The sequence below is a fragment of the Methanosphaerula palustris E1-9c genome, from assembly GCF_000021965.1.
Taxonomy (GTDB): domain Archaea; phylum Halobacteriota; class Methanomicrobia; order Methanomicrobiales; family Methanospirillaceae; genus Methanosphaerula; species Methanosphaerula palustris.
Genome location: NC_011832.1, coordinates 2583200 through 2609345 on the forward strand (window position 1 = coordinate 2583200; position 26146 = coordinate 2609345).

The following is a 26146-nucleotide window of genomic DNA, read 5'->3' on the forward strand; positions in this document are numbered from 1 at the left end:
TGGTTATCGAATCAGTCGAAGATACCAAGGTATTTAAATATTCTCTGCTATTCTCCGCATAATGACATTCAACTTCAGACAAGGGATGACTGCCGGAACTGGCTTCCTCCTGCTGGGATTGGCCTGGCTGGGGTTCTGGCTGGGGCCTGCTCTCCCGCTGTACCAGACCGACCCACGATGGGCACATAACTTTGCATTCGCACTGATATTTATTACGGTCGGCATCGCCTACCTGCGTCCATCGGTCCTGACCGGCATCGGGGCGGTGGTCGCCTCGTTCATCACCATTCCGACGGAACTTGCGTTCTGGTCGGGATTGACCGCGACAGAAATAGAAGCAATCCTCCTCGTTCTGGTCGCCGGGGCTGCAGCGATCGAATGGTGGACGAAGGGACCGTTGGTCGCTCCGAGCCCACGGGCTGGATTATGGGCGAAGATCCACCTGCCGATCTTTTCCGCCCTCGGCATCGCCCATATGCCTTTCATCTTCTTTCTGTCCAGGTGGGCGAACGACGTCCCCTACCTCCAATATCTCCCGATCGAACACGAGTACTCGACCACGATCTTCAATGGAATGTTGCTGGTGCTGGTGCTCCTGGCGATCGTTGGGCAGTACGCGAAGAACATCGGACGATTCAGCATTCCAGAGGCAGGGTTCGTCTGGTCTGTACTGATGCTCCTCATCCCGCTCGCCTCGATCGGGATCCTCGGGTCGTGACAGCCATGATCCAACAGCATGTGTCTCACCATCATCCCACCGGCGCCTGCCCACAGACCGTCGCTGCCGGCGGGTGTCTGCATCCCGATCATCGGGAGGTGGTTCGGTACTTCGAGATGAACCGGGTCTACACAGTACAGATCGAGTCGTGCCTGCTCTGCACGCAGGGATGCCGGTACTGCTACGCGGCCGGGGCGGACGCCCCATCGACCGAACTCTCGGCCGAGTGTATCGGCAGGGTGATCACCGAGGCGGCCGAGATCGGGGTCCGGGCGATCGACTGGCTCGGCGGCGACCCGCTGCTCAGAGGGGACTGGGCTGCACTGGCAGGGGTGGCAGAGGAGAACGGGCTCTTCAACAATATCTGGACGAGCGGAATCCCGCTGGCCGATCCGAAGGTGGCTGAAGATGTGGCAGCGATGACTGGCAGCGGATTCGTCAGTGTCCATCTCGACAGTCTGAATGAAGCGATCTATGGGACACTCCACAACGGGGAGCCAGGACCAAAGATCCAGGCAATCCTCGACGGGGTGGAGAACCTCTTCGCAGCCGGCAAGAGAGCGGATCAGGTGATCAACTGCATCACCTTCACCCGCCCGCTCGCCGGGGATGATCTGGAAGAGACAATCCGGTTCTTCTCGGCGAAGGGAATACGGACCTGCCTGACGCAGATCTGCATGGCCGGCCTCGGCAGGGAGCATCCCGAATGGGTCCCATCCAGAGAGGAGGTGGGAGAGGCCGTCAGGCTGCGGGACCGGATCGACTACCCCGGCTCAGACTTCTCGATGGGCACGATGGATGTGAACAGATACTACTGCGGGGGAATGGTCTGTGTCACGGTGGAGGGTGAGGTAACCCCGTGCTCGGTGATCCGACAGGGGTTTGGAAATGTGAACGACCGACCGCTCGGAGAGATCATTACCGATCACCAGAGCGACCTCCTCTTCCTCCCCCTCCGAAACGAGAGCACTATCCGGCGCTGTGGCGCCTGCAAAAACCGGCAGGTCTGCTGGGGATGCCGGGCGACGGCCTTCTACACCTCCGGCGACCTGATGGCCGACGACCCGAACTGCCCCGGGATGGAGGAACTGGTCCAATGACACAGAGAGGGATAGATCTGAGCATCGCCGATGTCTGCGAAGCGTACGCCGGGCCAGTCGGATCACTCTGGGAACTGCTGATGGGGGAGGAGATCCATGTCGGCGGTGTTCAGGAGACCGATACCCTGGCAACCCTGGCCGGCGTTCGGGTCGGGGATCACCTCCTCGACATCTGCAGCGCCCTCGGTGGGCCGGCCCGCCACCTTGCGGCCAGATATGGGTGCCGGGTCACCGGGGTGGATGCGACAGCTGCCATGATCTTGGAGGCGGAGACGAGGACTGATAAGGCCGGCCTTGGGGACCTGGTCTCTTTCCGACTCGGAAATGCCCTGGACCTGCCGTTCCGGGGATCGACATTCGACACGGTTTGGGGACAGGACGCCTGGTGTTATGTGACCGATCGGGACAGGCTGATCGGCGAGGCCGCCCGGGTAACAAAGCCCGGCGGGACGCTGGCCTTCACTGACTGGGTCGAGGCCGGGCGGATGACGGACGGGGAGCGGGAGGATCTGCTCTCGTTCATGCTCTTCCCGGCCCTTGAGACCCCCGGGGGGTACGATGCCCTTCTCGCCCAGCATGGATGGAAGGTAACCAAGTATGAGAATCTGGACAAGAACTTCGCCCACTCTCTGGGGCGGTACCGGGAACTGGTGACAGGTGAGATGAAGCCGACGATCCTCGAACGTTTCGGGGAGGAGCTGTACACGGCAGTCGAACAGGGAATCAGAGGATGGGAGCAGGCGGCCCGTAAAGGAAAAGTCGGACGGGGGCGATGGATCGCACAGAAGCCCGGACTCTGATCTCAGCCCGGCAGGGTATCGCCGTCATGGCGAAAGAGCCGGTGCCGGGCAGGGTGAAGACCCGGCTCTGCCCCCCGCTCTCCCACCAAGAGGCCGCAGATCTCTATGGGGCGTTCCTCGCCGACACCCTCTCCCTGGTGGCAAAAATGTCAGCGACGGGGTTCATCGCCTACGATCCCGACAGAGCCGGACCGTTCTTCAGGGACCTGGCACCCGGCGGAATGATGTGCATCTCCCAGGGGACCGGGGACCTCGGTACACGCCTCGCCCGGGTCTCAAAAAAGCTCTTCTCGTCGGGTCTTCAAAGGGTACTGATCGTCGCCAGCGACGCCCCCGGAATGAACCCAGAGCATCTCTCGCTCGCCTTCAACTACCTCGAACACGCCGACCTGGTGCTTGGCCCTGGTGACGATGGGGGATACTACCTGATCGGCACTCGCTTCCATGCTCCGGCCCTCTTCTCCGGCATCCCCTGGAGCACCACAGAAGTGCTCGCAACAACCCTGAAAATGGCTGATAGAGAGGGGATGACCACAGCCCTCCTCCCATCCTGCCCCGACATCGACACCATGCAGGACCTCTATCGCTTTGCCCGGGAACTGGAGATCGGGGGCAGACCCTCTGCCTGTCCAGGGACCAGACAGGCCCTCGCCGGTATCGGACTGATCACCCCAAAGGATCCCGCCTCATCGGGCAGACGTTCGCCCCCTCCATCTGCCCCTGGGCCCATGCATACCGTTCGCGGATTGTGGGTGGGAGTTGATGTTCATCGATCGGGACAAACCCATACCGGCCGTAGAACCCGACGAGGTCCCGGACCGCGTACATAAAGAGAAGTTCACGCCCGCAGGCCTCGACAAGGGCCGACACCACGGCATGTGCATACCCATGACTCCGGTGAACGATCAGCGTGAAGACCCCATCCACCTCGAGCCCGTCCGGATGACGACGACACCGGGCCAGAGAGACCACCTGACCATCCTGGAACGCCGCAAAGACCCGGTCCGTCCGGGGATCACCAGTCATCTGATGGTACTCGACCCAGACCGCCTCAGCGATCGGGAACTCTGCAGAGGAGAGTTCCCGCACCGAAAGACCGGGGGCGTCCAGAACTCCGTGGAGCCGGGTCGCAGGGGCGTCATCACCGCTCCCTTCGATCCGATACCCGCCGGGCAGAACATGGATTACGAACTGTGCCCCCTGCCCCTCGATCCCGGTCTCCTCGATGGTCATCCCGGTCACCTCGAGGATCTGCCGGCAGATGAAGAGTCCAATCCCGGCGTGCTCCCCCGCATCGTACTCGAAGATCTGTTTCTTCTCGGCGGTCGGGATGCCTTGACCGTCATCCTCCACCAGGAGTGCAAGTCCGTCACCGGTCTCCTGATAGCGGACAAGGATCTCTGTCACCGAGCCGGCGAACCGGAACGGGTTCCTGACGAGGTGGGCGAGAACGTCGACGAGGAGGGGGTCGGCATAGATTTCAAGCCGTTTGGCCCAGAACCGGACCCTGACGGTACCGGCATCCACCGGCAGATGCACAGACTCAAGTGCCCTCTGGACGTTCTGCCAGACTGGCGGGGAGGTTCCGAGATCCTTATAGGACTCAGTGAGAACGAGTTGCCTGGAGATGGTCCCTGCAAGAACCCGGATACGCCCGAAGTACGCCTGGAACCCAGCGCCGCCGTCGTGTGCAGCCGCCTCATCGACCGTCGCCCTGATCTCGTCGACGGTCCGCTGCAGGTGATCGGCCGAGATGCGTGCGAGGAAGTTGAGCTTGTCGTTAGCGGTCTTCAGGGCCTGTTCGGCGTGAACACGGGCCGTAATGTCAAAGAAGGTGAGGATCACCCTCCCCCCACGGAGCGAGGCGGCGGAAACCTGGACGATCAGAGGGGCGCCATCGGGCAGGGAGAAGATTGTCTCGGTCTCGTACACCGCCCCCCCCCGGGAGAGGCGGGAGAAGAAGGCAGACTCTTCCCCGGGATCCCAGAACGCGGTGAGGGGGCCGCCCCGAAGTGCCGAGCGCTTCCTGCCAACGAGGGAGGCGGCCTTCCAGTTGACCTCCCCAACAACCCGCCTGGCCCCGGTGACGACGATCAGGAGACTCCCCCCCTCCGAATGATCGAAGAGACCCCGGTAGAGGTCCTCCTGTTCACCAAGCCGGCGGGTGAGCAGGGCGACCAACCACCCGATGACGATCAGCAGACCGACGCGGACCAGCGCCTCATTCAGGAGAGGAGGCGAACCGCCGGTGATCAGGAGGACCATCACCAGATAGACTCCCCCGATACACCCGGCGGCGGCAGTCCCCCATCGAGGGAACCGATATGCGCCGATCACCACCGGGATATATAGAAAGTGAGGGAGGACGATCGTGATCCCATAGATGAGACCAACACCGTTCAGCAGGAGGAGTGCGATGGTGGTGGCGAGAAATACAGCGTTCCAGAACCCTTCGCGCCCCAGAACAGAACGGTTCATGGATACCTCCACCACATCCACCCAGCACCTACCGACAGCCGGTCCCCTCTTGACAACCTGTCAATCCCGGACCCGCTCGCTCTGGTCATGATACCGTCCCCGGGGATCACCCAGTTTACATTAGTATTTGTTCATATCTCTCGATCGGTCAGGCCATCACACAGGAGGAATCAGATCTCCTTCTGCATCCAGACGGTGTCGAAGAACGCCCCCCACTTCTTGCCGGCGTCCTTAAACCGTCCCACCTCGGTGAACCCGGCACGAATATGGAACCTGATACTCCCCTCATTCTTCGAGGAGATGCAGGCGAGGAGGTTCCGAATCCCAGCCTTCTTCCCCTCGGTCTCGAGGTGTTCGAGCATCCGGCTGCCGATCCCCTGGCCGGTCCGGTCAGGGCTGATGAAGCAGGTGACCTCGGCAGTGTGCCGGAAGGCCGGCATCTGGTTGTGGGGTCGGAGCATCCCGAACCCCACCAGGGTCCTCTGGTCGTCCCGGGCGGCAACCGACGGGTAGATCTTCAGATAGGGGAGTAACCGTTCGAAGAATGCCGAGGAGACGGGGTCTTCAAGAAAGGCCGCGTCGCTCTGCTCGATGTAGTGGTTGAAGATCCCGATCAGGGCCGGCCCGTCGGTGGCCGTGATCAGGGTGAACTGGTAGGCTGGTTCTGCTGTCATAGGTTCCATTCCTCATAGTAACCGGGAAGACCCCGGTTGGTTCTATTTTTGGGGATATGCTCATATGCTGCTTTCGTCATGCCGGATGCGACTGCCCGAACAGGTACCCCCCGAAGACGAGCAACCAGAGCAGGACCGGGTAGACCACCCACCGTTCCATCCCCCCGGGACCGAGGAAGGCGAGCGGCCCTGACATCCCGAGGACCAGGAAGGAGACGAGGTTGATCAGGGAGACCGCACCCAGGATCACCGAGATGTAGCAGAGCGGCGACCGTTCAACCCGGGCCGCAGCGATCGCCGACAGCCCGCCGGCGATGAAGATGAGCAGGGCAAAGAGGGCATGGATGGTACCGAAACTCCCGTTAAAGATGCCGACGCCAGTCAGACCGATCCCGAGGAGGGAGAGCGGGATGGTGACCACCAGGTCCTCAAAGGTCCGATGCAGGCAGACGGACGCCCCGAGGGTCATCAACCCGACGAGCACCATGGCACCATCGAAGATCAGAGCTGAGGGTGGGGGGATGGTGTCATCCAGGGATTCAGCAGAAGTTCCGAGGTCACTGATCTGGTTCTCCGAGGTGCTGTAGCCGGGGAACAGGACCTCGGCGGTGATGATACCGAGGAAAGCGATCATCCCGCCGATCAGCAGCAGGGAGCCGGCGATGGCAAGGTACTGGTGGAGCGAGGGGGATCCATCGAGATCGACCATAGCAATCTGAAGGTGCAGGGCGTATTTATTCGTTCTTCATGGAGGGGAAGGTCGTGCCGGGGTGATGGAACGGAGAGAAGGGGTCGGGTAGTTTTGCGAGGAGGCCGTAGGAATAATTTAAGAAGTCGTACAGAAGACTCCTGCACGTAGTGATCTGTGATAACCAAAGGAGATAATCCGCAGGTTTTTCTCGATGCCGGCAGGAACATTCTCCCGGGCTTCCCCTCCAAAAGAAAGAGGGCGCTCTGGATAGATCACGTTATTCTCTCACCAATTGCTCATTTCACATGATTACCCCTGAATCTCGTGCGGGATCAAATAAGATCCTTTATTGGTTTTTACATTAACTACCTGGTATGAAGTTCGTATGGCCCATAATCATAGCAGTTTTATTATTACTCTTGGGCGGATTTGTTGTGGCTGAAGATCAGATGCAGACCAATCAGACGCAGACCATTGTCATTGGAGGGCTTCTCCCCCTTTCAGGAAATGCTTCAGCACAGGGCCCCTCGTATAAAGCGGCAATGGAACTGGCTGCTGAAGACCTGAATGCAAAGTACGCAACGCTTGGACTTCCCTATCAGGTACGTCTTCGTATCGCTGACACAGGATCTGATCCTGATGTTGCTAAAAAACTTGGTACTGAGATGATCAGGGATGGTATCCATTTCATTATCGGTCCCTTGAGTTCGGCAGAGATGACCGCTCTTGAAGAGACAGCGACGCAATCCCATACCATACTCATCGGATTTGGAAGCACGGCACCGGGTCTTACCAGCCAGAACAATACTATTGTCCGCCTCTGCCCGGACGATACGATTCAGGCTCAGGCACTTCAGGGTCTCTTTAAGAAAGAGAACTATTCCACCATCATTCCTGTCGTCAGAAATGACATATATGGTCAGAAATTCTATGAAATCCTGGATAATTTATCAGAAAACGGGACGTTCACCCTGACTGATCCGATCTACTACGAACCAGGGACAGCCTCCTTCAACACAACTATTGAGGAGATTACTCGGGATGTTCATGATGTACCCTCACACTCACGATCGGCAGTACTGGTTCTTGGATTTGACGAAACTGCAGATATTCTGAATGCAGCATCACAGAGCAGTGAACTGGGATCTCTCTCCTGGGTTGGGACAGATGGTATTGCATTATCCGATTCGGTACTGAAGAACAGAAATGTTGCGGCATTTGCTGCAAAAACAAATTTCACCGCCACCATTTATGGTGAAATGGAGAACGAGCCGAAGTTTATGGATTTCTCCAAGAGAATTCAGAATATCTCCGGTCTCAAGCCGACCCCGTATGCAGTCGTCATTGATGATGCAGTTCAGCTCGCTGCATTGACAGAAATGACAGGGAAGGGGATCACCGATAAACGGCCGCTATTCCTCGACAATGCAGATCATTTCTATGGTGTATCAGGATACACGTTTCTGACTGAATCCGGTGACAGGAGATATACCAATATCGATTTCTGGAGGGTGAAAGATAAAGGAGGAGATTACTCCTGGACGAAGATAGGTCGGTTTGTCGATCAGATGGCCGGTCCCATGATGGATATGAAGACCACATAAGTATATCTTTTTTTGGTGATGTGTTGCAGAATTTCTCCCTGACATACATTCAATGCTGACCCCACCGGCGAAGCAGAGTATTTGTGAGACCGGTATCAGAACTGCATCGGTTCGGGTGAGTACTGGTCGGCAACGATCAGCCATTGTTGCCCGTCATGCACGAGAAAGAACATGTCCCTGCCCTGCATGGTCTGCTGCTGTCCTCCCATCACGAACGTGATGGAGAAGAGATACGTGACCACGGCACTCTTCCCGCCGGAATAGATCTGTACCCGATGATCGGCCTCCCTCTATACGAGGATCTCCGCCGCCTCACAGAATCCCCGCCAGCCGGCAACATAGGCATCCTGCCCTTCGAGCCTGCCGGGAGTTGTCGGGACGATAGCCACCACGTCGGAATGGAGGTACTGCCTGAATTCATCCTCATGCCACCCCTCGGTCCAGCACCGGTTCATCGCCCGGATGGTGGCGATCACGTCTTCACTGCGCTGTTGGATCTCCATGATTGTCCTCCACCATCGATTAGGAGACGAAGAGGGAAAAGGATGACGAAAACACCGTGCAAGTGACCACGCGCAGTCGACACCAGACCCGGATCGAAACCCCTTTCATCTCTACCAGATAATCTCCCAGACCATGGTTGATCCCCTGAGGTATCTGCTCCCTATCCTCCTTCTCGTTCTGTTGATCATCCCGGCCGCTGCCCACGACCCCGGCACCCTCACCGTCTCCTTCCTCGATGTCGGCCAGGGGGACGCGATCCTCGTCCAGGCCCCGAACGACCGGGCGATGCTCGTCGATGCCGGCGAAGCCTGGGCCGGCCCAACCGTCTCGGCCGACCTCACCGCCGAAGGAATAGCCCGGCTCGACTACCTCATCGCCTCACATGACGATGACGATCACATCGGCGGGATCTCCGAGGTCCTCCGGCACGTGACCATCGGCGAATTCGTGAACAATGGGCTGCCAGCCGACACCGAGACGGCTGCCCACCTCTGGAGCCTGCTGGCCGACCAGGGAATCCCAAGCCTGGCCGCGACCGCCGGGGATACCATCCCCCTCGACCCCGCAAATATCACCGTCTCGGTGCTGAACCCGCCGGCAGACCGCGGAACCGACCAGAACGAGGATTCGGTCGTCCTCAGGCTCATCTTCGGCAACCAGTCATTCCTGCTGACCGGCGACGCCGGGACCGAGGCAGAGGATCGAATCCTCGCCGTCGGCCAGCCGATCGCGTCTACCTACCTCAAGGTCGGGCACCATGGGAGCAGCACGTCGACAGGAACCGGATTTGTTAACGCTGTTAACCCAACGGTCGCCATCATCGAAGCCGGCCGGTTCAACCTCTTCCACCATCCAAACCAGGCCGTTGTGAAGCGGCTGCAGGAGAGTGGAGCCACTGTCTACACCACCGCCGAGAGTGGGACAGTCCGGGTCACGGCCACCCGCACGAATTCCCGCCTGGAGACCACCCAGGGACCCGAACTCCCGATCACCCTCCCCGGCTTCTCGCTGCCGCCCACCGATCCAGACTTCGACGGCACCTTCGAGGACGTGGACGGCAACCAGCAGCGCGACTTTGCCGACGTGGTCGCCTACTTCAACCAGATGGACTGGATCGAAGCGAACGAACCGGTGGACCGGTTCGACATCGACCGAAACGGCCAGGTGGACTTCGGCGACGTGATCCGCCTCTTCACCATCATCGACGAACCGATCGTCACCCCCACTCCAACGCCGTCGCCAACCCCGACCATGACACAGGAACCGGACTACACGCTCGTGATCACCGGCCTCGATCTGGCGAACGAATGGGTCTCGGTCCAAAACACCGGCGAAGCCCCGGTCGATCTCACGGGCTGCACCCTCTCGGATGCCGGCTCGACCCATGTATACACCTTTCCGTCATTCACCCTCGCTGCCGGGTCGACCGTGACCATCCATACCGGCAGCGGCCAGACCACCGGAACGGACCTCTTCTGGGGGCTCGGGTCGTCGGTCTGGAACAATGACGGGGATACCGCCGCCCTGAAGAGACCGAGCGGCACAGTGATCTCAACACTGACCCGACCGTGAGGGTTCAGATCTCCGTTCTCGTTTCGATCCGTCGAGCGGCATAATCGACAGCGCCCAGTACGGGCAGCACGATTCCAAGTTATTTATATAGATGAGGGGTAGAAAAGAACGTATCATAGTGATGGCGGACCTGCATGAACGAGAACACTGATTCAGTCCCGGTCGACGATGCCTTCCCCATCGTCGGTGTAGGTGCGTCTGCCGGCGGGCTTGAGGCCCTTGAGCAGTTCCTGAATGGTGTACCCCCAAAGAGCGGCATGGCCTTTGTGGTCGTCCAGCACCTCGACCCGACCCAGCCGGGTATGCTGCCCGAACTGCTGCAGCGTACCACCCCGATGCAGGTCATCCAGATCACGGACTCCCTGGTCATTCAACCCAACTGTGTCTACGTCATCCCGCCAGGCCATGACCTCTCCCTGCTCCACCGAACCCTCTTCCTGCTCGAACCGCACGCCCCACGGGGATTGCGCCTCCCGATCGACTTCTTCTTCCGTTCCCTGGCCGACGACCTGCACGAGAAGAGTATCGGCGTCGTTCTGTCTGGCATGGGCTCCGACGGCACGATCGGCCTGCGAGCGATCAAGGAAAAGGGAGGGCTTGTGATCGTCCAGGACCCCGCCTCCGCAAAATTCGACGGCATGCCCCGGAGTGCCATCGACGCGAGGCTGGCCGACATCGTCGCACCTGCCGAAGACCTGCCGGAGAAGATCCTCGCATTCGCCCGGCACCTGCCAGTCACCACCGAACCGGAGCCTCAGATCGAGTCAGGGGCAGAAAATGCCTTTGACAAGATCGTCATCCTGCTTCGGGCCCGCACCGGGCACGACTTCTCCCTGTACAAAAAGAACACTGTGAACCGGCGTATCGAGCGACGGATGGCGATCCACCAGATCGAGCGGATCGCCACCTATGTACGGTTTCTCCAGGAGAACCCCCCGGAACTCGACCTGCTCTTCAGGGAACTCCTGATCGGGGTAACCAATTTCTTCCGTGATCCGGCCGTCTGGGAAACGCTCGGAGACCGGGTGATCCCGGACCTCATCACAGCCTCGCCGGACGGCACTACGCTCAGAGCTTGGGTGGCCGGCTGCTCAACCGGCGAGGAGGCCTTCTCCCTCGCGATCGTCTTCCGGGAGGCCCTCGGGAACCAGTCGCCGGCGAAGCAGTGTACCCTGCAGATCTACGCCACCGACCTCGACACGGATGCCATCGACCAGGCGCGGATGGGATACTATCCCGAGACGATCGCGACCGATATTACGGAGGAGCGTCTGGACCGGTTCTTTGTCAAAGAGGAGAAGGGATACCGGGTCAGAAAGGAGATCCGGGAGATGGTGGTCTTTGCCCCACAGAACATTATCATGGACCCGCCGTTCACCAGGCTCGATCTTCTCAGCTGCCGGAACCTGCTGATCTACCTGGAACCGGAGATCCAGCGAAAACTGATCCCTCTCTTCCACTATGCCCTGAACCCGGGAGGCGTGCTGATCCTCGGCACGGCCGAATCCATCGGAACCTTCACCGATCTCTTCTCGTCGCTCGATGCCAAACTCAGGCTGTACCGTAAGGTCCAGCCTCCCCTGCCAGCACCATCGGTCGAATTCCCCACTGTCTTCTTCCCGCCCACCAACGGTACAGTCGATCCGCGACCGACACAAAAACCGGTGGTTAACCTGCAATCGCTGGCCGACCAGGTGATCCTGCAGCAGTATGCACCTGCGGCCGTGTTGACCAGTGATACCGGCGACATTCTCTATATCAACGGGCGAACAGGGCGGTTTCTCGAGCCGGCGGCCGGAAAGGCCAACTGGAATATCTTCGCCATGGCCCGCGACGGGCTGCGTTCCGAACTGGGAGGTGCGTTCCGACATGCACTCCTACAGGAGAAGCCGGTCGCCCTCAGAGGAGTCAGGATCGTGAGTGAGGGGGTGACCGTTCACACAGACGTCACGATTCAGAAACTCACCGAGCCCTCTCCCCTGAAGGGGCTGGTGCTGATCGTTCTCGCCGATGTGCCACCCACTCCGGAAGCGCCGGTGCGAGTCCGCCACACCGGCCGGCGCGAGGAGATGCTGGACCTGAAGGAAAGGCTCCGCCAGAGCGAAGAGGATCTCAGGATAACCCGGGAGGAGATGCAGTCCTCGCAGGAGGAGTTGAAGTCGACCAACGAGGAACTCCAGTCGACCAATGAAGAACTCCAGTCGACCAACGAGGAACTGACCACCTCCAAAGAGGAGATGCAGTCGCTCAACGAAGAACTCCAGACCGTCAACACAGAACTGGAGAGCCGGGTCGCCGATCTCTCGCATGTGAATGACGACATGAAGAACCTGTTGAATAGCACCAACATCGCGACGGTCTTCCTCGACAACCAGCTCAACCTGCGGTGGTACACAGCCGGGATGACAAAACTGGTCAACCTGCTCCCGGGTGATGTGGGCCGGCCAGTCACAGACATTGCGTCCGACCTCTTCTACCCGGACCTGATCAGGGATGCCGGGGAGGTGCTGCGAACCCTCATTCCCGTGGAAACAGAGGTCACAGTCAGGGACGGCCACCGATTCTCGGTCCATATCACACCCTACCGGACCCTCGAAAACAGGATCGATGGCGTGGTGATCACGTTCGCGGATATCACGGCCTTCCGGAGACTGGAACAGGAACTCTCCAGGGCCCGCACCTATGCCGAGGCGATCGTGGCGACGATACGGGAGCCGCTGCTCGTCCTCGACAGTGAAATGCACGTCGTGTCGGCGAACCGCTCGTTCTTCGAGACGTTTCAGGTCTCACAGAAGGAGGTCGAGGGCCGCGAACTCTCCACGCTCGGCGACGGGGAATGGGACATTCCTGAACTTCAGCGGCTGCTGGGGACGATCCTGCCGGAGAACGCAGTCTTCAGTGACTTACGGGTCGACCATATCTTCCCGACGATCGGACGACGCCTGATGCTGCTCAATGCCCGCCGGATCATCACCGAGGGAGGGAATACGGAACTGATTCTGCTCGCCTTTGAGGATGTGACCGATAGAGTGGGAGCGGACAGTCCATGAAACCAGACCGTGAGAAGTCACTGAATCCAACACCCTCTGACACAAACCGCCTCAGACAGCATGCCGAGGAGGCGTTAAAGACACAACCGACCCTATCGGACGCAGTACTTTCGCATGAGAAAGCGATCGCCCTGGTCCACGAACTGCAGGTCCATCAGATCGAACTGGAGATGCAGAACGAAGAACTGGCCCAGACCCGGGAAGAGGCTGAAACTCTGCGGGACCAGTACATCGATCTCTATGACTTTGCGCCGGTTGGCTATGTCACGCTCGATCCGGCCGGGATCATCCAGGAGGTGAACCTGACCGGATCGCTGCTACTGTCAATGAACCGGGGGGCCCTCATCGGCGCACGGTTCGGGGCGTTCCTCCACCTGGACTCCCGGCTCCCCTTCACGGCGTTCTGCGAGCGGGTGCGTCGCACCGGCATCACAGAGACCTGCGACCTGAAAATGCAGGGGCCGGCCGGAGACCGGGTCTGGTATGCCCATCTGGATGGGAGGGTCAAGCAAGCGGGGCCGAACAGCGACGGTCGGATCCGGCTGGCCTTCAGCGATGTCACCGAGAACAGAAGGGCGAACGAAGCAGCAGCCGAGAGCGAACTGCGCTTCCGGCGACTCTTCGAGACAATGCTTCAGGGCGTGGTCTACCAGAACGCTGACGGCCGAATCATCTCCATGAACCCCGCAGCCGAGCGAATCCTCGGGAAGAGTCCGGCCGAATTCATCAACCAGACCTCGGAGGATACCGAGCATCACACGATCCGCGAGGACGGCACGAAGTTCCTGGGCCTGGAACATCCGGCGATGGTGGCCCTCAGAACCGGAGAGGATATCAAGGATGTGGTGATGGGCGTGTTCAATCCCAGGGAGCAGGGCTACCGCTGGATCAGCATCGACGCCGTCCCTCTCTTCCATCCGAGCGAGAAGAGGCCCTACCAGGTCTACACAATCTTCGACGACATCACTGAGCGCAGAAAAGCCGAAGAGGTGCTCAGGGAGTATGGAGAGAAGGTGCAGGCGAGCAACGAGGAGCTCCAGCAATTCGCCTATGTCACCTCGCACGATCTGCAGGAGCCACTCAGAAACATCGTCAGTTTCAGCCAACTCCTCAACCGACGATATCAGGGCCGGCTCGACGCAGATGCGGATGAGTATCTCGGGTTCATCATCGAAGGCGGGCAGCGGATGCAGTTGTTGATCAAGGATCTGCTCCAGTTCTCTCAGGTCCAGACCACGGCCAGACCCCTGGAACAGGTGGACATGCACGGGGTCGTTGCCGACGTTCTTCGGATGATGGAGAGGCAGATCCGCGAAGCGAACGCGACCGTGACCATGGGCGACCTCCCGGCGATCATGGCTGACGCATCCCAGCTCGAGCAGGTCTTTACGAACCTCATAGGAAACGCCCTGAAGTACCGCCGGCACGACCTGCCCCCTGCGATCCAGATCTCAGCCGAGCGGATGAGGAAGTGCTGGCGTTTCGCTGTCGCGGATAATGGGATCGGGATCGCACCCGAGTTCTTCGATCGTATCTTTGTGGTCTTCCAGCGGCTCCATACGATAGAGGAGTTCGAGGGCACGGGGATCGGGCTCGCGATCGTCAAGAAGATCGTCGAACGACACGGCGGACGTGTCAGCGTCACGTCGGTGCCTGGCGAGGGGAGCACGTTCTTCTTCACCCTGCCGGCGGTGGAGATCCGCGCACGGTCACGGAATGTCTGATACCCAGTCATATCGGAATGGTCCATCTGGTACCGTGCGATCGTCCACAACTCCCCAGGATACTGCTCTCGCATATGGAGATGCAGGATCTCCCGGGAGAGAAAGAAGCCAAGCCCGGAATTTTTTTCAGAGCCGCGTTCGAAGAGATGCGGTCTGTAATCGGAGGATTCCGGGCCCCCGGAATCCACCGCTCTGCGTCCCTGATAATATGGACGTCAGGTGTTCTTCCCCGTGATACGCCACATACCTTTTGGCACCAGGATCTCAAACCGTGCCCCCGTGCCCGGCTCACCAATCTCATGAATGGCGATACCGGTAATATCAAGGATCTCCCGAGAGATGGCTAAGCCAAGCCCCGTATTCTTCCCAAATCCACGTTCAAAGATCTTCTCCTTATGCTCTGCAGGGACACCATCGCCATCGTCCTCACATACGATCAGAAGGTCATCGCCAGATTCCTGCACAAAGAACCGGATGGTCGTGATCGTTCCGCCGTATCGAACTGCATTATCCATCAGGTTGTAACAGACCTTGACTATCAGCAGGTCGGCGAATATCTCGGTACCAGCAGGGAGATCGTTCTTCATCATGACCTGTCCGAACGGGACTGTCCTGGCCGCAGTATTCACAAGTATTCGGATATCCTGCCAGACCGGGGCATTGACACCAATCGCTTCGTATTCTTTGGTGAACTGGATCATGGCGGAGATCCATTTCGTTGCAGTTGATATTTTCTCAAAATTCTCGCTGAATGCGAGATCCAACTGTGAATCTGCGATTATATTGAGATATCCCTGCAGCGCGGTGAGCTGGTTGTTGATATCATGACGGGTGATACTGAAAAGGAGGTTGAGTTTCCGGTTCGCCAGTTTTAATGCATCCTCCACCCGCTTCAGTTCAGTGATATCACGGACTGCAGCGAAGACACCCACAATTTTTCCCGATTCATCGCGGTACACCGTCGCATTGTACTGAACAGGAGTCACCCGACCATCCCGGTGCCGGATCTCCAGGGCATAATCCACGACAGTCCCGTCACGGAAGACCATCTTGTACCCGGCCTCTGCCCGGTCTGGTTCTGTAAAGTAATCTGAAAAATCGGTGCCGATCAGGTCAGCCCTTGGCATACCGGTTGCTTCTTCCGTGGCAGTATTCACATCCTGGATCTTCCCGTCACGGTTGATCGTTACGAGAGGATCGATGCTCGCTTCGATCAGGCTACGGTTATAGGCGCCAAGTTCGTGCAGTGCTTCTTCCACCCGCCTGCGATCGGAGATGTCCCGAACGATGGCTTGCAGGCAGTAATCTCCTCTGAGCACAATGCGGTTGAGGGTCATTTCGACATCGAAGGGGGTGCGATCATGACGGGCAAGAACCCCCTCGAAAAATTGGGGTTCTCCAGAGAAGGCGGCATCAATCTTCTCTTTTGCTTTTTCTGCTGAAAGACTTCCGTCAGGCTGTCGTTCAGGTAGAAATTCCACAGGGGAGTGTCCGATGATCTGGTCCCGGGGACAGGCATACATCACCTCGGTGCTGTGATTGCACTCCAGAAAGACCGTACGGTTCATGATGAAGATGGCATCGCTTGCACTTTCAAAGAGCGTCCGGAACTTCGCTTCGCTCTCCAAGAGTGCCTCTTCGGCATGTTTTCGTTCGCTGATGTCCCTGATGTTGCACTGGATAATTCTCCTGTCATCAACAAGGTAGACATTGCTGATGAACTCCACATTCATCGTCCTGCCCTGAATTGTCTCCAGGGGCAGATCTTCATATCGGATATACCCCTCTGTCTTCAGTTCAGTGAACGCTTTTTTTGCCAGGGATTTATCTTGGATAAATCCAAGTTCCCAGAGATGCTTCCCGAGGAAGTAATCCAGCGGGTATCCGAGCATATCCAGAATGAATTTGTTCGCATCGATGATCTCCCCGGTGTCCCCATTAAGGATCAGGATCGCATCCTGGGCTGTTTGAAACAGCCGACGGTACTTGAGTTCCGATCTCTTCAGGTCATCTTCGGCATGTTTTCGCTCGCTGATATCCCGGATGTTGCACTGAATAATTCTCTTGTCATCAACAAAGTAGATATTGCTGATGAACTCCACATTCATCGTCCTGCCCTGAATTGTCTCCAGGGGCAGATCTTCATATCGGATATACCCCTCTGTCTTCAGTTCAGTGAACGCTTTTTTTGCCAGGGATTTATCCTGGATAAATCCAAGTTCCCAGAGATGCTTCCCGATGAAGTAATCCAGTGGGTATCCAAGCATATCCAGAATAAATTTATTCGCATCGATGATCTCCCCGGTGTCCCCGTCAAGGATCAGGATCGCATCCTGGGCCGTTTGAAACAGACGCCGATACCGAAGTTCAGATCTCCTCAGTTCACCTTCAGCAGTTCTTCGTTTCTCTTCATGATCAAGCGTCGCGAGGGCAAACGAGATATCCCCGGACTGTTCATGAAGAAGCCGGATGATCCGGTCGGTAAAAAATCCCGGTTCGGCAGCAAAGAAGGTGAGAACACCGGCATTTTCCGTACCAAGTGCGAAGGGGAAGGCGGCAAGGGAACGATATCCCCGCTCGAGCGCTCCTTTGCGCCATGCCACCATGGCTGAATTATTTTCGATATCATTGCAGACATTGGATCTTCCTTCCCGGAATGCAGTTCCGGTCGGGCCCTGCCCGTGGGGCACGTCATCAGTCGATATCGAGATCGAATCCAGATAGCCTTCAACATGACCGGCCTGTGCAATGGGTTCAATGAGGTGTTTTTCATCATCGACGATTCCTGCCCAGGCCATCATAAAACCGCCATCGTCGACAACGATCCGGCAGATCTCCTTCAGCAGTTCCGTTCTGTCATGAATATGAACGATTGCCTTGTTTGTCGTGCTCAGCACCGAATAGAGCCGGTTGACGATGGTGACCTGCTGATCGGCCCGGCGATGTTCGACTGCCGCCTTAATCTTGTGCGTGAGCTCGGCAAACTGTGGTTTGGGTGCTCCTCCTTTCTGAAGATAAAAGTCTGCACCGTTTTCAAAGGCGTCGATTGCAACCTCCTCCCTGCCTCTGCCGGTGAAGAGGATGAACGGGATGGTCTTATTCGTCGTCCGGATCTTCTTTAAGAGTTCTATGCCATCCATTCCCGGCATCTGGTAATCGGAGACAACAGCCTGGATCTCATTGGATTTCATCAGATCGAGGGCGGCCGGAGCAGAAAGTGCAGTGGTGACCGAAAATTCGGTCGTCCGCTCGAGGTACAGTTTACCAATCTCGAGGAGTGCGGACTCATCATCTACATAGAGAACTGATATCATGAAAACAAAACCGGATGAAACTGATATTCATAGTAAACATCCGGTTATCGATAATAAATACTTCGCCTCTACGAAGGAGGAAACTATCAAAGAGATGCTCCATTATTTTTTCAAATCAGGAATATGGTTGGAATTTAGTTTTTTTAAGGTATTCAATAAGAGAAGAGAGGTATAAAATTAGGTGCAAATCAGCCGGAAAAATATCCTGCAGACCGGGGAAAAGAACCCATCCCCAGGCCCCACAGACCATCCATTGGAAGTGTGTATCACCTCGCCCGGAAAAACCCGCACCATATTCCTGAGATAACAAAAGACCGGGGTGTGGAGTTCTGAAAATCGACAGAGAGATAAAAATGAGACAGTGAAGCCTACTCCGTTCTCAACAGACAAAACTTTCGTCCGCTTTCAGTCGGAAAAGTCGCACACTGCTGCAAAGTCCCCCTGTGATCTCTCCGTCGCTGCCGCGATACACCGTTGCATTGCACCGAATATATATGGTATGCCGGTTGGGATGCCGGATCTCAAGCGGATGATCGATGCTTTTTCCCTGGAGATGATCTGACGATATCCCTCGCGTACCTTCTCCGGATCCGTACCGTGCTCAGAGAGATCGGTGCCAATCTGTTCATCCCCAGATATGCCAGTCACGTTCCCAGTGACGGTATTCACCTCCTGGATCGTTCTGTCAGGGCTGATCGTTACGAACGGATCGATGCTCACTTCGAAAAGGCTGCAGTTGTACGTGCCAAGCCAGTGGAGTACCCCCCTACCTGCGATCGGGAACCTCCCGAACGATGGCTTGCAGGCAGTAATCACCCTTGAGCACGATGCGGTTGAGAATCACATCGACATTGAAGGTGGTGTGATCATAACGGGTCTGGACCCACTCAAAAAACTGGGGCTCTCCAGAGAAGGCGGAATCAATCTTCTCTTTTGCTTTCTCAGTTGAAAGCCTTCCATCTGGCTGGCATTTCGGGGACAATGCCACAGGAGAACTGCCGAGGATCTGATCTCGGGAACAGCCAGATATCACCTCTGTATTGTGGTTGCAGTCCAGAATGACGGTGCTGTTCATGATGAAGACGGCATCGCTTGTATATTCAAAGAGCGTCCGGTACTGTGCTTCACTCTCCACAAGTGCATCTCTCACATGTCTTCGTGCGGTAATATCCCGGATGTTGCACTGGAAGATCTTCTTGTCACCCGCAAGGTAGACATGACTGATGAAATCAACGTCAATACTCCGACCGTCCTTTGTCTCCAGGGGCAGATCCTCGTACCGAATATAACCCTTCGTTTTCAGTTCAGCGAATGCATGCTGAGCGATGAATTTGTCCTTGATGAACCCGAGTTCCCAGAGATGTTTACCGATACAGTACTCAAGCGGGTACCCGAGCATATCGAGAATGAATCCATTTGCATCAATAATTTCACCAGTATCACCGTCAAGGATCAGGATCGCATCCTGTGCTGTTTCGAAGAGACGGCGGTACCGGATTTCAGATATCTTCAATGCATCCTGAAACACTTTCCTGCTGGTGATATCCCGGATGTTGCACTGGAAGATCTTCTTATCACCAACATAGTAGACATGACCAATGAAATCGACATCAATACTCCGCCCGTCCTTTGTCTCCAGAGGGAGGTCTTCATATCGGATGCGACCGTTTGTTTTCAGTTCAGCGAATGCGTGCTGAGCGATGGATTTGTCCTTGATGAACCCGAGTTCCCAGAGATGTTTGCCGATACAGTACTCAAGCGGGTACCCCAGCATATCGAGAATGAATGCATTTGCATCGATAATTTCACCGGCATCACCGTCAAGGATCAGGATCGCGTCCTGTGCCGTTTCGAAGAGGCGACGGTACCGGGTCTCTGATGTCTTCAATGCATCCTGAAACACTTTCCTGCTGGTGATATCCCGGATGTTGCACTGAAAGATCTTCTTATCGCCTACATTGTAGACATGGCTGATGAAATCGACAGTAATACTTCGCCCGTCCTTGGTCTCCAGAGGAAGATCCTCGTACCGGATATAACCGTTCGTCTTCAGTTCAGTGAATGCATGCTGAGCGATGGATTTGTCCCTGATGAACCCGAGTTCCCAGAGATTTTTGCCGATACAGTACTCAAGCGGGTATCCGAGCATATCGAGAATGAATGCATTTGCATCGATAATTTTACCAGTATCACCTTCAAGGATCAGGATCGCATCCTGTGCCGTCTCAAAGAGACGGCGGTACTGGATCTCTGATTTTTTAAGATTGTTTATGGCCGCTATTCGTTGCTCTTCATGATCCAGAATTCCAAGAGCAAACGAGATATCTCCGGATTGTTCATGAAGAAGCTCGATGATCTGATCGGTAAAAAAACCAGATTCCGAAGCGTAAAATGAGATTACACCGGCATTTCTGGTATCTAGAGCGAAGGGGAAGGCAGCGAGCGAACGATAACCCCGCTCAAGCGCTCCTTTGCGCCACAGAGCCATCTTCGGATCGCTTTCGATATCATTACAGACCGTGAACATTCCCTTGCGGAATGCAGTTCCGGTCGGACCTTGACCAAGGGGTATATCATCGGTCGATATCAACATCTGATCGAGAAAACCTTCGACATATCCAGCCTGTGCAATGGGTTCGATGAGGTGCTTTTCACCATCGAAAAATCCTGCCCAGGCCATCGTAAAACCGCCGTCATCGACAACGATCCGGCAGATCTCGTTCAACAGTTCCTTTTTATCATGGATACGAACGATTGCGTGGTTTGTCGCACTGAGCACCGTATAGAGCCGCTGGAGGGCGATGACCTGGAGATCAGCCCGGCGATGATTGACTGCTGCCTTAATCTTATGTGAAAGTTCGGCAAACTGTGGTTTGGGCGCCCCACCTTTCTGGAGATAAAAATCCGCACCGTTTTCAAAAGCCTGAATAGCGATCTCTTCCCTGCCCCTGCCGGTGAAGAGGATGAACGGGATGGATTTATTCATCGCCCTGACCGCTTTTAATAACTCAATACCATCCATCCCCGGCATCTGATAATCAGAGACAATGGCCTGGATATCATTAGATTTCATCAGGTCGAGGGCAGCCCGAGCAGATGATGTCGTGATCACGGAAAAATCAGTCGTCCGCTCGAGGTACAGTTTTCCAATGTCGAGGAGGACGGACTCATCGTCTACATAAAGAACCGATATCGTAGAAACCAACTCGAGGGAATCACTATTTCAAAAGGAATATCCATGAGCAGCCATCCTGGCATCACTAACAACGTCATATGTCCCGACACAAAGACTATTCTCTTATGCAATAGACGCCTGATCTCACGGCTGATTATTTATAATTTCCGTATAACCCTCTGTATCCGGAATGGAGATGATCGGGTGCCTGTTGACAGGTCATCGCGAAGAGAGCAGTACCCTGCCGGCCCTTCTGGAAGAACACCCATCTTCCCAAAAGAGTATTTAAGGATCCAGCTGTATTGAACGCATATGGAGATTTCAGGGATCAGTGAAGATCAGAAACTGTCGCTCCTCATCGGTGCGATCTTCATCGCTGTTATCATCGCATTCTGGCCCCTTATGACCGTGTTCGTCTGGGCGGTCGCGCTGGCAGTCGCGCTCATGCCGCTCCACAAAAGATTTTCACGCAGAGTAAAGCCATCACTCTCGGCCATGCTGATCACCTTTGGGGTGATCCTCGTGACAGGTCTGGTGGTGTCGTCTGCAACGATCGTGATCTATGCCGATATCGAGTATATCGGCGTTATGGCAGCCACACTGGTCAAGGGCTTCAGCCGGACTGTCTTTGCCACCTTCCTGCCCACGTTCACTGCGGATCAACTCTCCAATATGCCCCACACGCTCATCGAGATGGTGCTCAATACCCTGCTCTCCCTCACAGCGAACCCGGGCCTCCTCCTTCTCCAGGTGATCATCCTCTTCCTCACGCTTTCGATGCTCATCTATTACGGGGAACAGATCTGGACCTCGGTGACACGGAACCTCTCCCCAAAACTGTCGACTGTTCTGGGAAGGATATCAGAGATCACCGGAAACACGATCTATTCCCTCATCGTCATCCAGATATCTGCAGCTCTCCTCTCATTTCTCCTCGCCATCCCGTTCTTCACCCTGCTCGGCTACGGTCACGAACTCCTCTTCGCCACCATGATCGGATTTGCCATGCTGATCCCGCTCGTCGGCGCCCAGCTCTGTCTGCTCTTCTTCATCCTCTATATGATCGCCCTGGGGGACATCAGAAGTGCGGTCATCACCATGTTCATCGGATACCCTCTGTTGAGCGGCTGGATCGATTTCTATTACCGCCCGGTGATGATGAGACGACGGGTGGCGGTCCATCCCGTGTTCATGATCATCGGTATCTTCGCCGGCGTTCCGTTCATGGGCATTGTCGGTTTTATTCTCGGACCGGTGCTCATGTCACTCGCGGTCACGGGGTATTCGATCTATATCGAACAGACAAGAGTGCCGGCAGAAGAACAGGAATCCCTGGATAAATATCTGTGATCGACATCCTGATACCGGTACCCCGGGAACGATCAGTCGCTCCGCTTCGGTGCCGATCCCTGATGATGATCACACCCCGTGCACGGGACCGGACAACCCGGCATATCCGTTCCGCCGCGTTGTGAGACCCGGATCAGCATCGGGACAAGGCACTCCCAGATAATCCTGGTCATCAGGATCCCGGTTCGGTGACGGGCATCGGTGATCGCACCAGCAGTACCGGCCAGAGAAGGTAGCCAAAGACGACCACAATGATGAACCCGATCGCGGTGTCAACCAGCCGGTAGGCCAGCACCCCGGATGACAGAGTAGATCCGAACTCGAGCAGGATGATGATCAGCGGTGTCATCACGACGGTATAGAGCGTATAGTTGCGGACTCTCAGGATCGGGCGTACCGCTGCCAGGATACCCACCATCAGAATCAGAAACCAAATCGGCGTGAATTTCGAGAGAAGAACACTCCCGATGATGACCCCGGCGCAGGTCCCGAGGGCACGCTGCGATGCCCTGGCGAGCGTGGTCTCGATGTTCCGCTGAAGAATGATCACCACCACCAGGGGGATCCAGTACGACCACGGCTGATCCCAGAGCACGGCGATGATCTCGGAGACCAGGATGCAGAGACTGATCCGCAGGGTATACTGCCATCCGGCCAGATGCTGGAGCGAACGAAACCACCGGCGAAACCGTCGCCGCAGCGTGATCGGTGCAGGTTGCTGATCGATGACGGTGGTTCCGGCAGTGAGACCTTCCCTCCCGAGCGCCCGGAACAGCGACGACGCCAACAACGACACGATCACGGTCCAGGCGGCACCAGCCGCGAAGACGAGGGTCACGTCGATAGGGGGAAGGGCTCCCGAAATCCCGAGGGAGGTGCCGATGATCATGAAGATCGTGAAGACCGTGGTGGACCGGGCGAATGTTCTGCCGAGACTGCCGACCAGGGCTGCGATGGTTGTGATCAGGACGATCGCTGCGCCGGTCATCCAGCCGTGACCGGCGATCGTGGAGCCGACGAGGACCGCCGCACACCCGGTCACCAACGCAGAACAGAGGAGGATCCCCTGCTCACGGAGGGTGCCGGCGGCACCACTCGCCGCAAGTCCGCCGAGCGATGCGAGCATGCCCAGGCCGATCTGATCGATCGCCACACCGACTGCGATGGGGACCGCCATGCCGAGCGCAACCGCCACACTCTGGGATACCGGTACCGGGATCTCCCGGGACCAGCGGACCGCATCCACCAGAATCGATCGGACGGCCTCGGGTAGTGATGTGAGTGCGTTCATCCCTGCCTCATAATCGCAGTGAACTCTTCCCTTCCCGGCATTTCAAGATGTTGATCTCATGCAGACCACGGTATCCCACCCGAGTACCTTACCGAAAATACCACAAAAAAAGAACGCTCCCATCAGTATTTGCCGATTTCAGGGGATTTATACCGGGAATTGTCAAATAATGTACTGCTCTACTGATGAGGGCACAGAACTCCCGGGAATCAACAGATAGTCACGGATTCTTTTCTGATCATCCTCTCCAATCAATCCAGAATACCCTGAACGGATCTTCTGCACGCATTCCGACTGGAAAGGTCATGGATACCCTCATATGGTTCTGCCCTGCAACAGTGATTCTGGAAGACCACGCATGGATGCAATCGAAGCGAACAATCTACACAAATCATTCGGGACCTTCACCGCCGTCGACGATGTCAGTATCATCATCCCACAGGGCGAGGTCTTCGGGTTTCTCGGCCCGAACGGTGCGGGAAAGACCACCACGATACGGATGCTGACCGGTGTTTTGACACCGGATTCCGGATCGGTCCGGATATTCGGGACGGATGTTCACAAGGACCCGCTCACGGCGAAATTGAAGATGGGCGTCATCCCTGAGAACGGCACAGTCTACAGCGACCTCACCGCAGAACAGAACATCCTCATCACGGCGAAGTTCTACGGTCTGGACCGGGCGAGCCGTAAGAAGAAGGCAAAGGAGATCCTCACCCGGCTTGGGCTTATCGAACGAAGAGATGATCTCGTCCGGACGTTCTCGAAGGGGATGCGCCAGCGGATCAGCATCGCCTGCGCTATCGTCCACTCGCCGCAGGTCCTGATCCTCGACGAACCGACCACGGGACTGGACGTATACAGCCGCCGGCTTGTGATCGATACAGTCCGGCACATGAACCAGGAAGGGAGCACGATCCTCATCACCACGCACAACATCGAGGAGGCCAATGAACTCTGCTCGACGATCAGCATTATCAATAAGGGGAATATTGTAGCCACCGGCAGCCCGGAGAAGCTCAAGAAGACCTTCGACACCTCACGACATGTCGAGATCTCCTTCGACCAGCCGGTGAACGAGGCGTTCTTTTCGACCCCGGGGATCACCCGGGCAGAGTCCTGGGGTGACAAGTGGCGGGTCTATACAGACGATCCGGACCGGGCCGTGAAATACCTCGCTTCCGCCGCAGAGCGGGACCGCCTGACGATCGTCTCCATCGCGACCTCGAACCCGACGCTCGAAGAGGCGTTCGTGCAGCTCACCGCGGGGGTCTGATCGCATGGACTGGAGAACCTTCGCCCGAAGCATCCTCGTCATCACCGAGAAGAACATGCGGATCTATTACTTCAAGGGTCCGGTGGTCGTCTTCGGCCTGCTCTTCCCCTTCATTATGTTCCTCACCTTCTTCATCGGCAGGAACCTCGACCTCGTCCTCTTCTTCCCGGGGTTTCTCGGCATGATGCTCTTCTTCACCGCCTCCTCGGTCGGCCCCCTGATCACCCCCTGGGAGAAGCGGGAGAAGACCTACGAACGGCTCGTCTCCCTCCCGGTCGTCCTGGAGAGCATCATCATCGGGGACCTGCTGGCCGGCGCGATCTTCGGGGTGGTCATCACGACGATCGTCTTCACGATCTGTACCGGCCTCCTCCACCTTCCCCTCGTCAATGCCGGGCTGCTCGCCTTCTCGTTCGTGCTCGGGTCGATCACGTTTGCAGCGCTCGGCACCCTCCTCGCCTCGCCGACCACGAACAACCCGTCGAACATCATGATGCTCTCAAGCCTGGTCCGGCTCCCGCTCATCTTCGTCTCGGGTATCTTCGTCCCGCTCGGCCAACTGAGCGGCTGGGAATGGACCCTCACCTCCCTCTCCCCGCTCACGTACCTCGTCGACCTCTTTCATGCAGCCCTGAACGGGGACGCAGTCTATCCGCCGGGGGTCGACACCCTGGTACTCGTGTTCGTGGTCCTGGTCTTCATCGGGTCAGCGAAGGTGATCCAGAAGAGGAACCTGGTGAAGGGGATTTAGGGGTATCCCTAAAATCTAAGGTACGTACAGAGAGTACGGACTTGCGTTTCGTTCGGATATATCATGCAAGAAAA

At 56.8% G+C, this 26146-nt stretch carries 20 protein-coding genes and 1 pseudogene; 11 read left to right on the forward strand and 10 right to left on the reverse strand.

Features of this window, described 5'->3' with window-relative positions:
• Window positions 1–85: 85 nt before the first annotated feature.
• From MPAL_RS16355 to MPAL_RS17380, 4 genes are read left to right on the forward strand one after another with little or no spacing between them, the layout of a single operon-like run.
• Window positions 86–718 (forward strand): hypothetical protein, encoded by a 633-nt coding sequence (locus tag MPAL_RS16355; RefSeq protein ID WP_158303680.1) that lies wholly within the window; start codon window positions 86–88, stop codon window positions 716–718.
• Window positions 719–738: 20 nt separating this feature from the next.
• A complete protein-coding gene (locus MPAL_RS12225) occupies window positions 739–1818 on the forward strand; it encodes a radical SAM/SPASM domain-containing protein (RefSeq protein ID WP_052292277.1) in 1080 nt (359 codons plus the stop codon).
• Window positions 1815–2618 (forward strand): methyltransferase domain-containing protein, encoded by an 804-nt coding sequence (locus MPAL_RS12230; RefSeq protein ID WP_012619047.1) that lies wholly within the window; start codon window positions 1815–1817, stop codon window positions 2616–2618. The genes MPAL_RS12225 and MPAL_RS12230 overlap by 4 nt, the downstream gene beginning before the upstream one ends.
• Window positions 2591–3448, forward strand: a complete 858-nt coding sequence (locus tag MPAL_RS17380) for a TIGR04282 family arsenosugar biosynthesis glycosyltransferase (RefSeq protein WP_012619048.1) — start codon at window positions 2591–2593, stop codon at window positions 3446–3448. Before MPAL_RS12230 ends, MPAL_RS17380 begins: the two co-directional genes overlap by 28 nt.
• A 10-nt stretch (window positions 3449–3458) precedes the next feature.
• Here MPAL_RS17380 and MPAL_RS15405 read toward each other — a convergent pair.
• From MPAL_RS15405 to MPAL_RS12250, 3 genes and pseudogenes are all read right to left on the reverse strand, one after another.
• A pseudogene (locus MPAL_RS15405) lies at window positions 3459–5096 on the reverse strand (ATP-binding protein); the annotation flags it as partial.
• A 170-nt stretch (window positions 5097–5266) separates the two neighbouring features.
• A complete protein-coding gene (locus MPAL_RS12245; RefSeq protein ID WP_012619050.1) occupies window positions 5267–5770 on the reverse strand; it encodes a GNAT family N-acetyltransferase in 504 nt (167 codons plus the stop codon).
• A gap of 76 nt (window positions 5771–5846) precedes the next feature.
• On the reverse strand, window positions 5847–6479 hold the full coding sequence (locus MPAL_RS12250; protein WP_012619051.1) for a DUF998 domain-containing protein: 633 nt from the start codon (window positions 6477–6479) through the stop codon (window positions 5847–5849).
• 356 nt (window positions 6480–6835) lie between these two features.
• Here MPAL_RS12250 and MPAL_RS12255 point away from each other — a divergent pair, with 356 nt between their 5' ends.
• Complete coding sequence (locus tag MPAL_RS12255) at window positions 6836–8065, forward strand: ABC transporter substrate-binding protein (protein ID WP_012619052.1); 1230 nt, start codon at window positions 6836–6838, stop codon at window positions 8063–8065.
• A 95-nt stretch (window positions 8066–8160) separates the two neighbouring features.
• Here MPAL_RS12255 and MPAL_RS15970 read toward each other — a convergent pair whose 3' ends face one another.
• Both MPAL_RS15970 and MPAL_RS12260 read right to left on the reverse strand, forming a co-directional pair.
• Window positions 8161–8307, reverse strand: coding sequence for a hypothetical protein (locus MPAL_RS15970; RefSeq protein WP_158303681.1), 147 nt, complete (start codon window positions 8305–8307; stop codon window positions 8161–8163).
• A gap of 48 nt (window positions 8308–8355) precedes the next feature.
• Window positions 8356–8568 (reverse strand): hypothetical protein, encoded by a 213-nt coding sequence (locus MPAL_RS12260; protein WP_012619054.1) that lies wholly within the window; start codon window positions 8566–8568, stop codon window positions 8356–8358.
• Window positions 8569–8701: 133 nt separating this feature from the next.
• Here MPAL_RS12260 and MPAL_RS14790 point away from each other — a divergent pair, with 133 nt between their 5' ends.
• The 3 genes from MPAL_RS14790 (at window position 8702) to MPAL_RS14795 (ending at window position 14915) form a co-directional block, all read left to right on the forward strand.
• On the forward strand, window positions 8702–10141 hold the full coding sequence (locus tag MPAL_RS14790; protein ID WP_012619055.1) for a lamin tail domain-containing protein: 1440 nt from the start codon (window positions 8702–8704) through the stop codon (window positions 10139–10141).
• Between the two features lie 134 nt (window positions 10142–10275).
• Window positions 10276–13191, forward strand: a complete 2916-nt coding sequence (locus tag MPAL_RS12270; protein ID WP_012619056.1) for a chemotaxis protein CheB — start codon at window positions 10276–10278, stop codon at window positions 13189–13191.
• Window positions 13188–14915, forward strand: a complete 1728-nt coding sequence (locus MPAL_RS14795) for a sensor histidine kinase (protein ID WP_012619057.1) — start codon at window positions 13188–13190, stop codon at window positions 14913–14915. Before MPAL_RS12270 ends, MPAL_RS14795 begins: the two co-directional genes overlap by 4 nt.
• A gap of 215 nt (window positions 14916–15130) precedes the next feature.
• Here the strand turns inward: MPAL_RS14795 and MPAL_RS14800 are convergent, their stop codons facing one another.
• The 3 genes from MPAL_RS14800 to MPAL_RS12290 form a co-directional block, all read right to left on the reverse strand.
• Window positions 15131–18229 carry a PAS domain S-box protein gene (locus MPAL_RS14800; RefSeq protein WP_012619058.1) on the reverse strand — a complete coding sequence of 1033 codons (3099 nt, stop codon included), beginning with the start codon at window positions 18227–18229 and terminating at the stop codon, window positions 15131–15133.
• A 405-nt stretch (window positions 18230–18634) separates the two neighbouring features.
• The gene (locus MPAL_RS12285) at window positions 18635–19045 is read right to left on the reverse strand and encodes a PAS domain-containing protein (RefSeq protein ID WP_148208242.1); all 411 of its coding nucleotides are present in this window, start codon (window positions 19043–19045) and stop codon (window positions 18635–18637) included.
• Complete coding sequence (locus MPAL_RS12290) at window positions 18996–21434, reverse strand: PAS domain S-box protein (protein ID WP_012619059.1); 2439 nt, start codon at window positions 21432–21434, stop codon at window positions 18996–18998. Before MPAL_RS12290 ends, MPAL_RS12285 begins: the two co-directional genes overlap by 50 nt.
• A 282-nt stretch (window positions 21435–21716) precedes the next feature.
• On the opposite strand from MPAL_RS12290, the gene MPAL_RS12295 reads away from it, so the two are divergent.
• Window positions 21717–22754 carry an AI-2E family transporter gene (locus MPAL_RS12295; RefSeq protein ID WP_012619060.1) on the forward strand — a complete coding sequence of 346 codons (1038 nt, stop codon included), beginning with the start codon at window positions 21717–21719 and terminating at the stop codon, window positions 22752–22754.
• A gap of 32 nt (window positions 22755–22786) precedes the next feature.
• Here MPAL_RS12295 and MPAL_RS16360 read toward each other — a convergent pair whose 3' ends face one another.
• Both MPAL_RS16360 and MPAL_RS12300 read right to left on the reverse strand, forming a co-directional pair.
• Entirely contained in the window at window positions 22787–22927 is a 141-nt protein-coding gene (locus MPAL_RS16360) for a hypothetical protein (RefSeq protein ID WP_158303682.1), read from the reverse strand.
• The gene (locus tag MPAL_RS12300) at window positions 22927–24045 is read right to left on the reverse strand and encodes an FUSC family protein (protein ID WP_012619061.1); all 1119 of its coding nucleotides are present in this window, start codon (window positions 24043–24045) and stop codon (window positions 22927–22929) included. Before MPAL_RS12300 ends, MPAL_RS16360 begins: the two co-directional genes overlap by 1 nt.
• Window positions 24046–24403: 358 nt before the next feature.
• On the opposite strand from MPAL_RS12300, the gene MPAL_RS12305 reads away from it, so the two are divergent.
• Both MPAL_RS12305 and MPAL_RS12310 read left to right on the forward strand, forming a co-directional pair.
• Window positions 24404–25321: a daunorubicin resistance protein DrrA family ABC transporter ATP-binding protein gene (locus MPAL_RS12305; RefSeq protein WP_012619062.1), complete on the forward strand. Its 918-nt coding sequence runs from the start codon at window positions 24404–24406 to the stop codon at window positions 25319–25321.
• A 4-nt stretch (window positions 25322–25325) separates the two neighbouring features.
• Window positions 25326–26072, forward strand: a complete 747-nt coding sequence (locus tag MPAL_RS12310) for an ABC transporter permease (protein WP_012619063.1) — start codon at window positions 25326–25328, stop codon at window positions 26070–26072.
• Window positions 26073–26146: the final 74 nt, after the last annotated feature.

What these genes read in the sequence shown, in the direction of transcription:
- MPAL_RS14795 (WP_012619057.1), top strand. Translation starts at nt 13,188, where the DNA reads ATGAAACCAGACCGTGAGAAGTCACTGAATCCAACACCCTCTGACACA.
- MPAL_RS12270 (WP_012619056.1), top strand. Translation starts at nt 10,276, where the DNA reads ATGAACGAGAACACTGATTCAGTCCCGGTCGACGATGCCTTCCCCATC.
- MPAL_RS12310 (WP_012619063.1), top strand. Translation starts at nt 25,326, where the DNA reads ATGGACTGGAGAACCTTCGCCCGAAGCATCCTCGTCATCACCGAGAAG.
- MPAL_RS14790 (WP_012619055.1), top strand. Translation starts at nt 8,702, where the DNA reads ATGGTTGATCCCCTGAGGTATCTGCTCCCTATCCTCCTTCTCGTTCTG.
- MPAL_RS12230 (WP_012619047.1), top strand. Translation starts at nt 1,815, where the DNA reads ATGACACAGAGAGGGATAGATCTGAGCATCGCCGATGTCTGCGAAGCG.
- MPAL_RS12305 (WP_012619062.1), top strand. Translation starts at nt 24,404, where the DNA reads ATGGATGCAATCGAAGCGAACAATCTACACAAATCATTCGGGACCTTC.
- MPAL_RS17380 (WP_012619048.1), top strand. Translation starts at nt 2,591, where the DNA reads ATGGATCGCACAGAAGCCCGGACTCTGATCTCAGCCCGGCAGGGTATC.
- MPAL_RS12245 (WP_012619050.1), bottom strand. Translation starts at nt 5,770, where the DNA reads ATGACAGCAGAACCAGCCTACCAGTTCACCCTGATCACGGCCACCGAC.
- MPAL_RS12250 (WP_012619051.1), bottom strand. Translation starts at nt 6,479, where the DNA reads ATGGTCGATCTCGATGGATCCCCCTCGCTCCACCAGTACCTTGCCATC.
- MPAL_RS12260 (WP_012619054.1), bottom strand. Translation starts at nt 8,568, where the DNA reads ATGGAGATCCAACAGCGCAGTGAAGACGTGATCGCCACCATCCGGGCG.
- MPAL_RS12295 (WP_012619060.1), top strand. Translation starts at nt 21,717, where the DNA reads ATGGAGATTTCAGGGATCAGTGAAGATCAGAAACTGTCGCTCCTCATC.
- MPAL_RS12255 (WP_012619052.1), top strand. Translation starts at nt 6,836, where the DNA reads ATGAAGTTCGTATGGCCCATAATCATAGCAGTTTTATTATTACTCTTG.
- MPAL_RS12300 (WP_012619061.1), bottom strand. Translation starts at nt 24,045, where the DNA reads ATGAACGCACTCACATCACTACCCGAGGCCGTCCGATCGATTCTGGTG.
- MPAL_RS16360 (WP_158303682.1), bottom strand. Translation starts at nt 22,927, where the DNA reads ATGACCAGGATTATCTGGGAGTGCCTTGTCCCGATGCTGATCCGGGTC.
- MPAL_RS14800 (WP_012619058.1), bottom strand. Translation starts at nt 18,229, where the DNA reads ATGATATCAGTTCTCTATGTAGATGATGAGTCCGCACTCCTCGAGATT.
- MPAL_RS16355 (WP_158303680.1), top strand. Translation starts at nt 86, where the DNA reads ATGACTGCCGGAACTGGCTTCCTCCTGCTGGGATTGGCCTGGCTGGGG.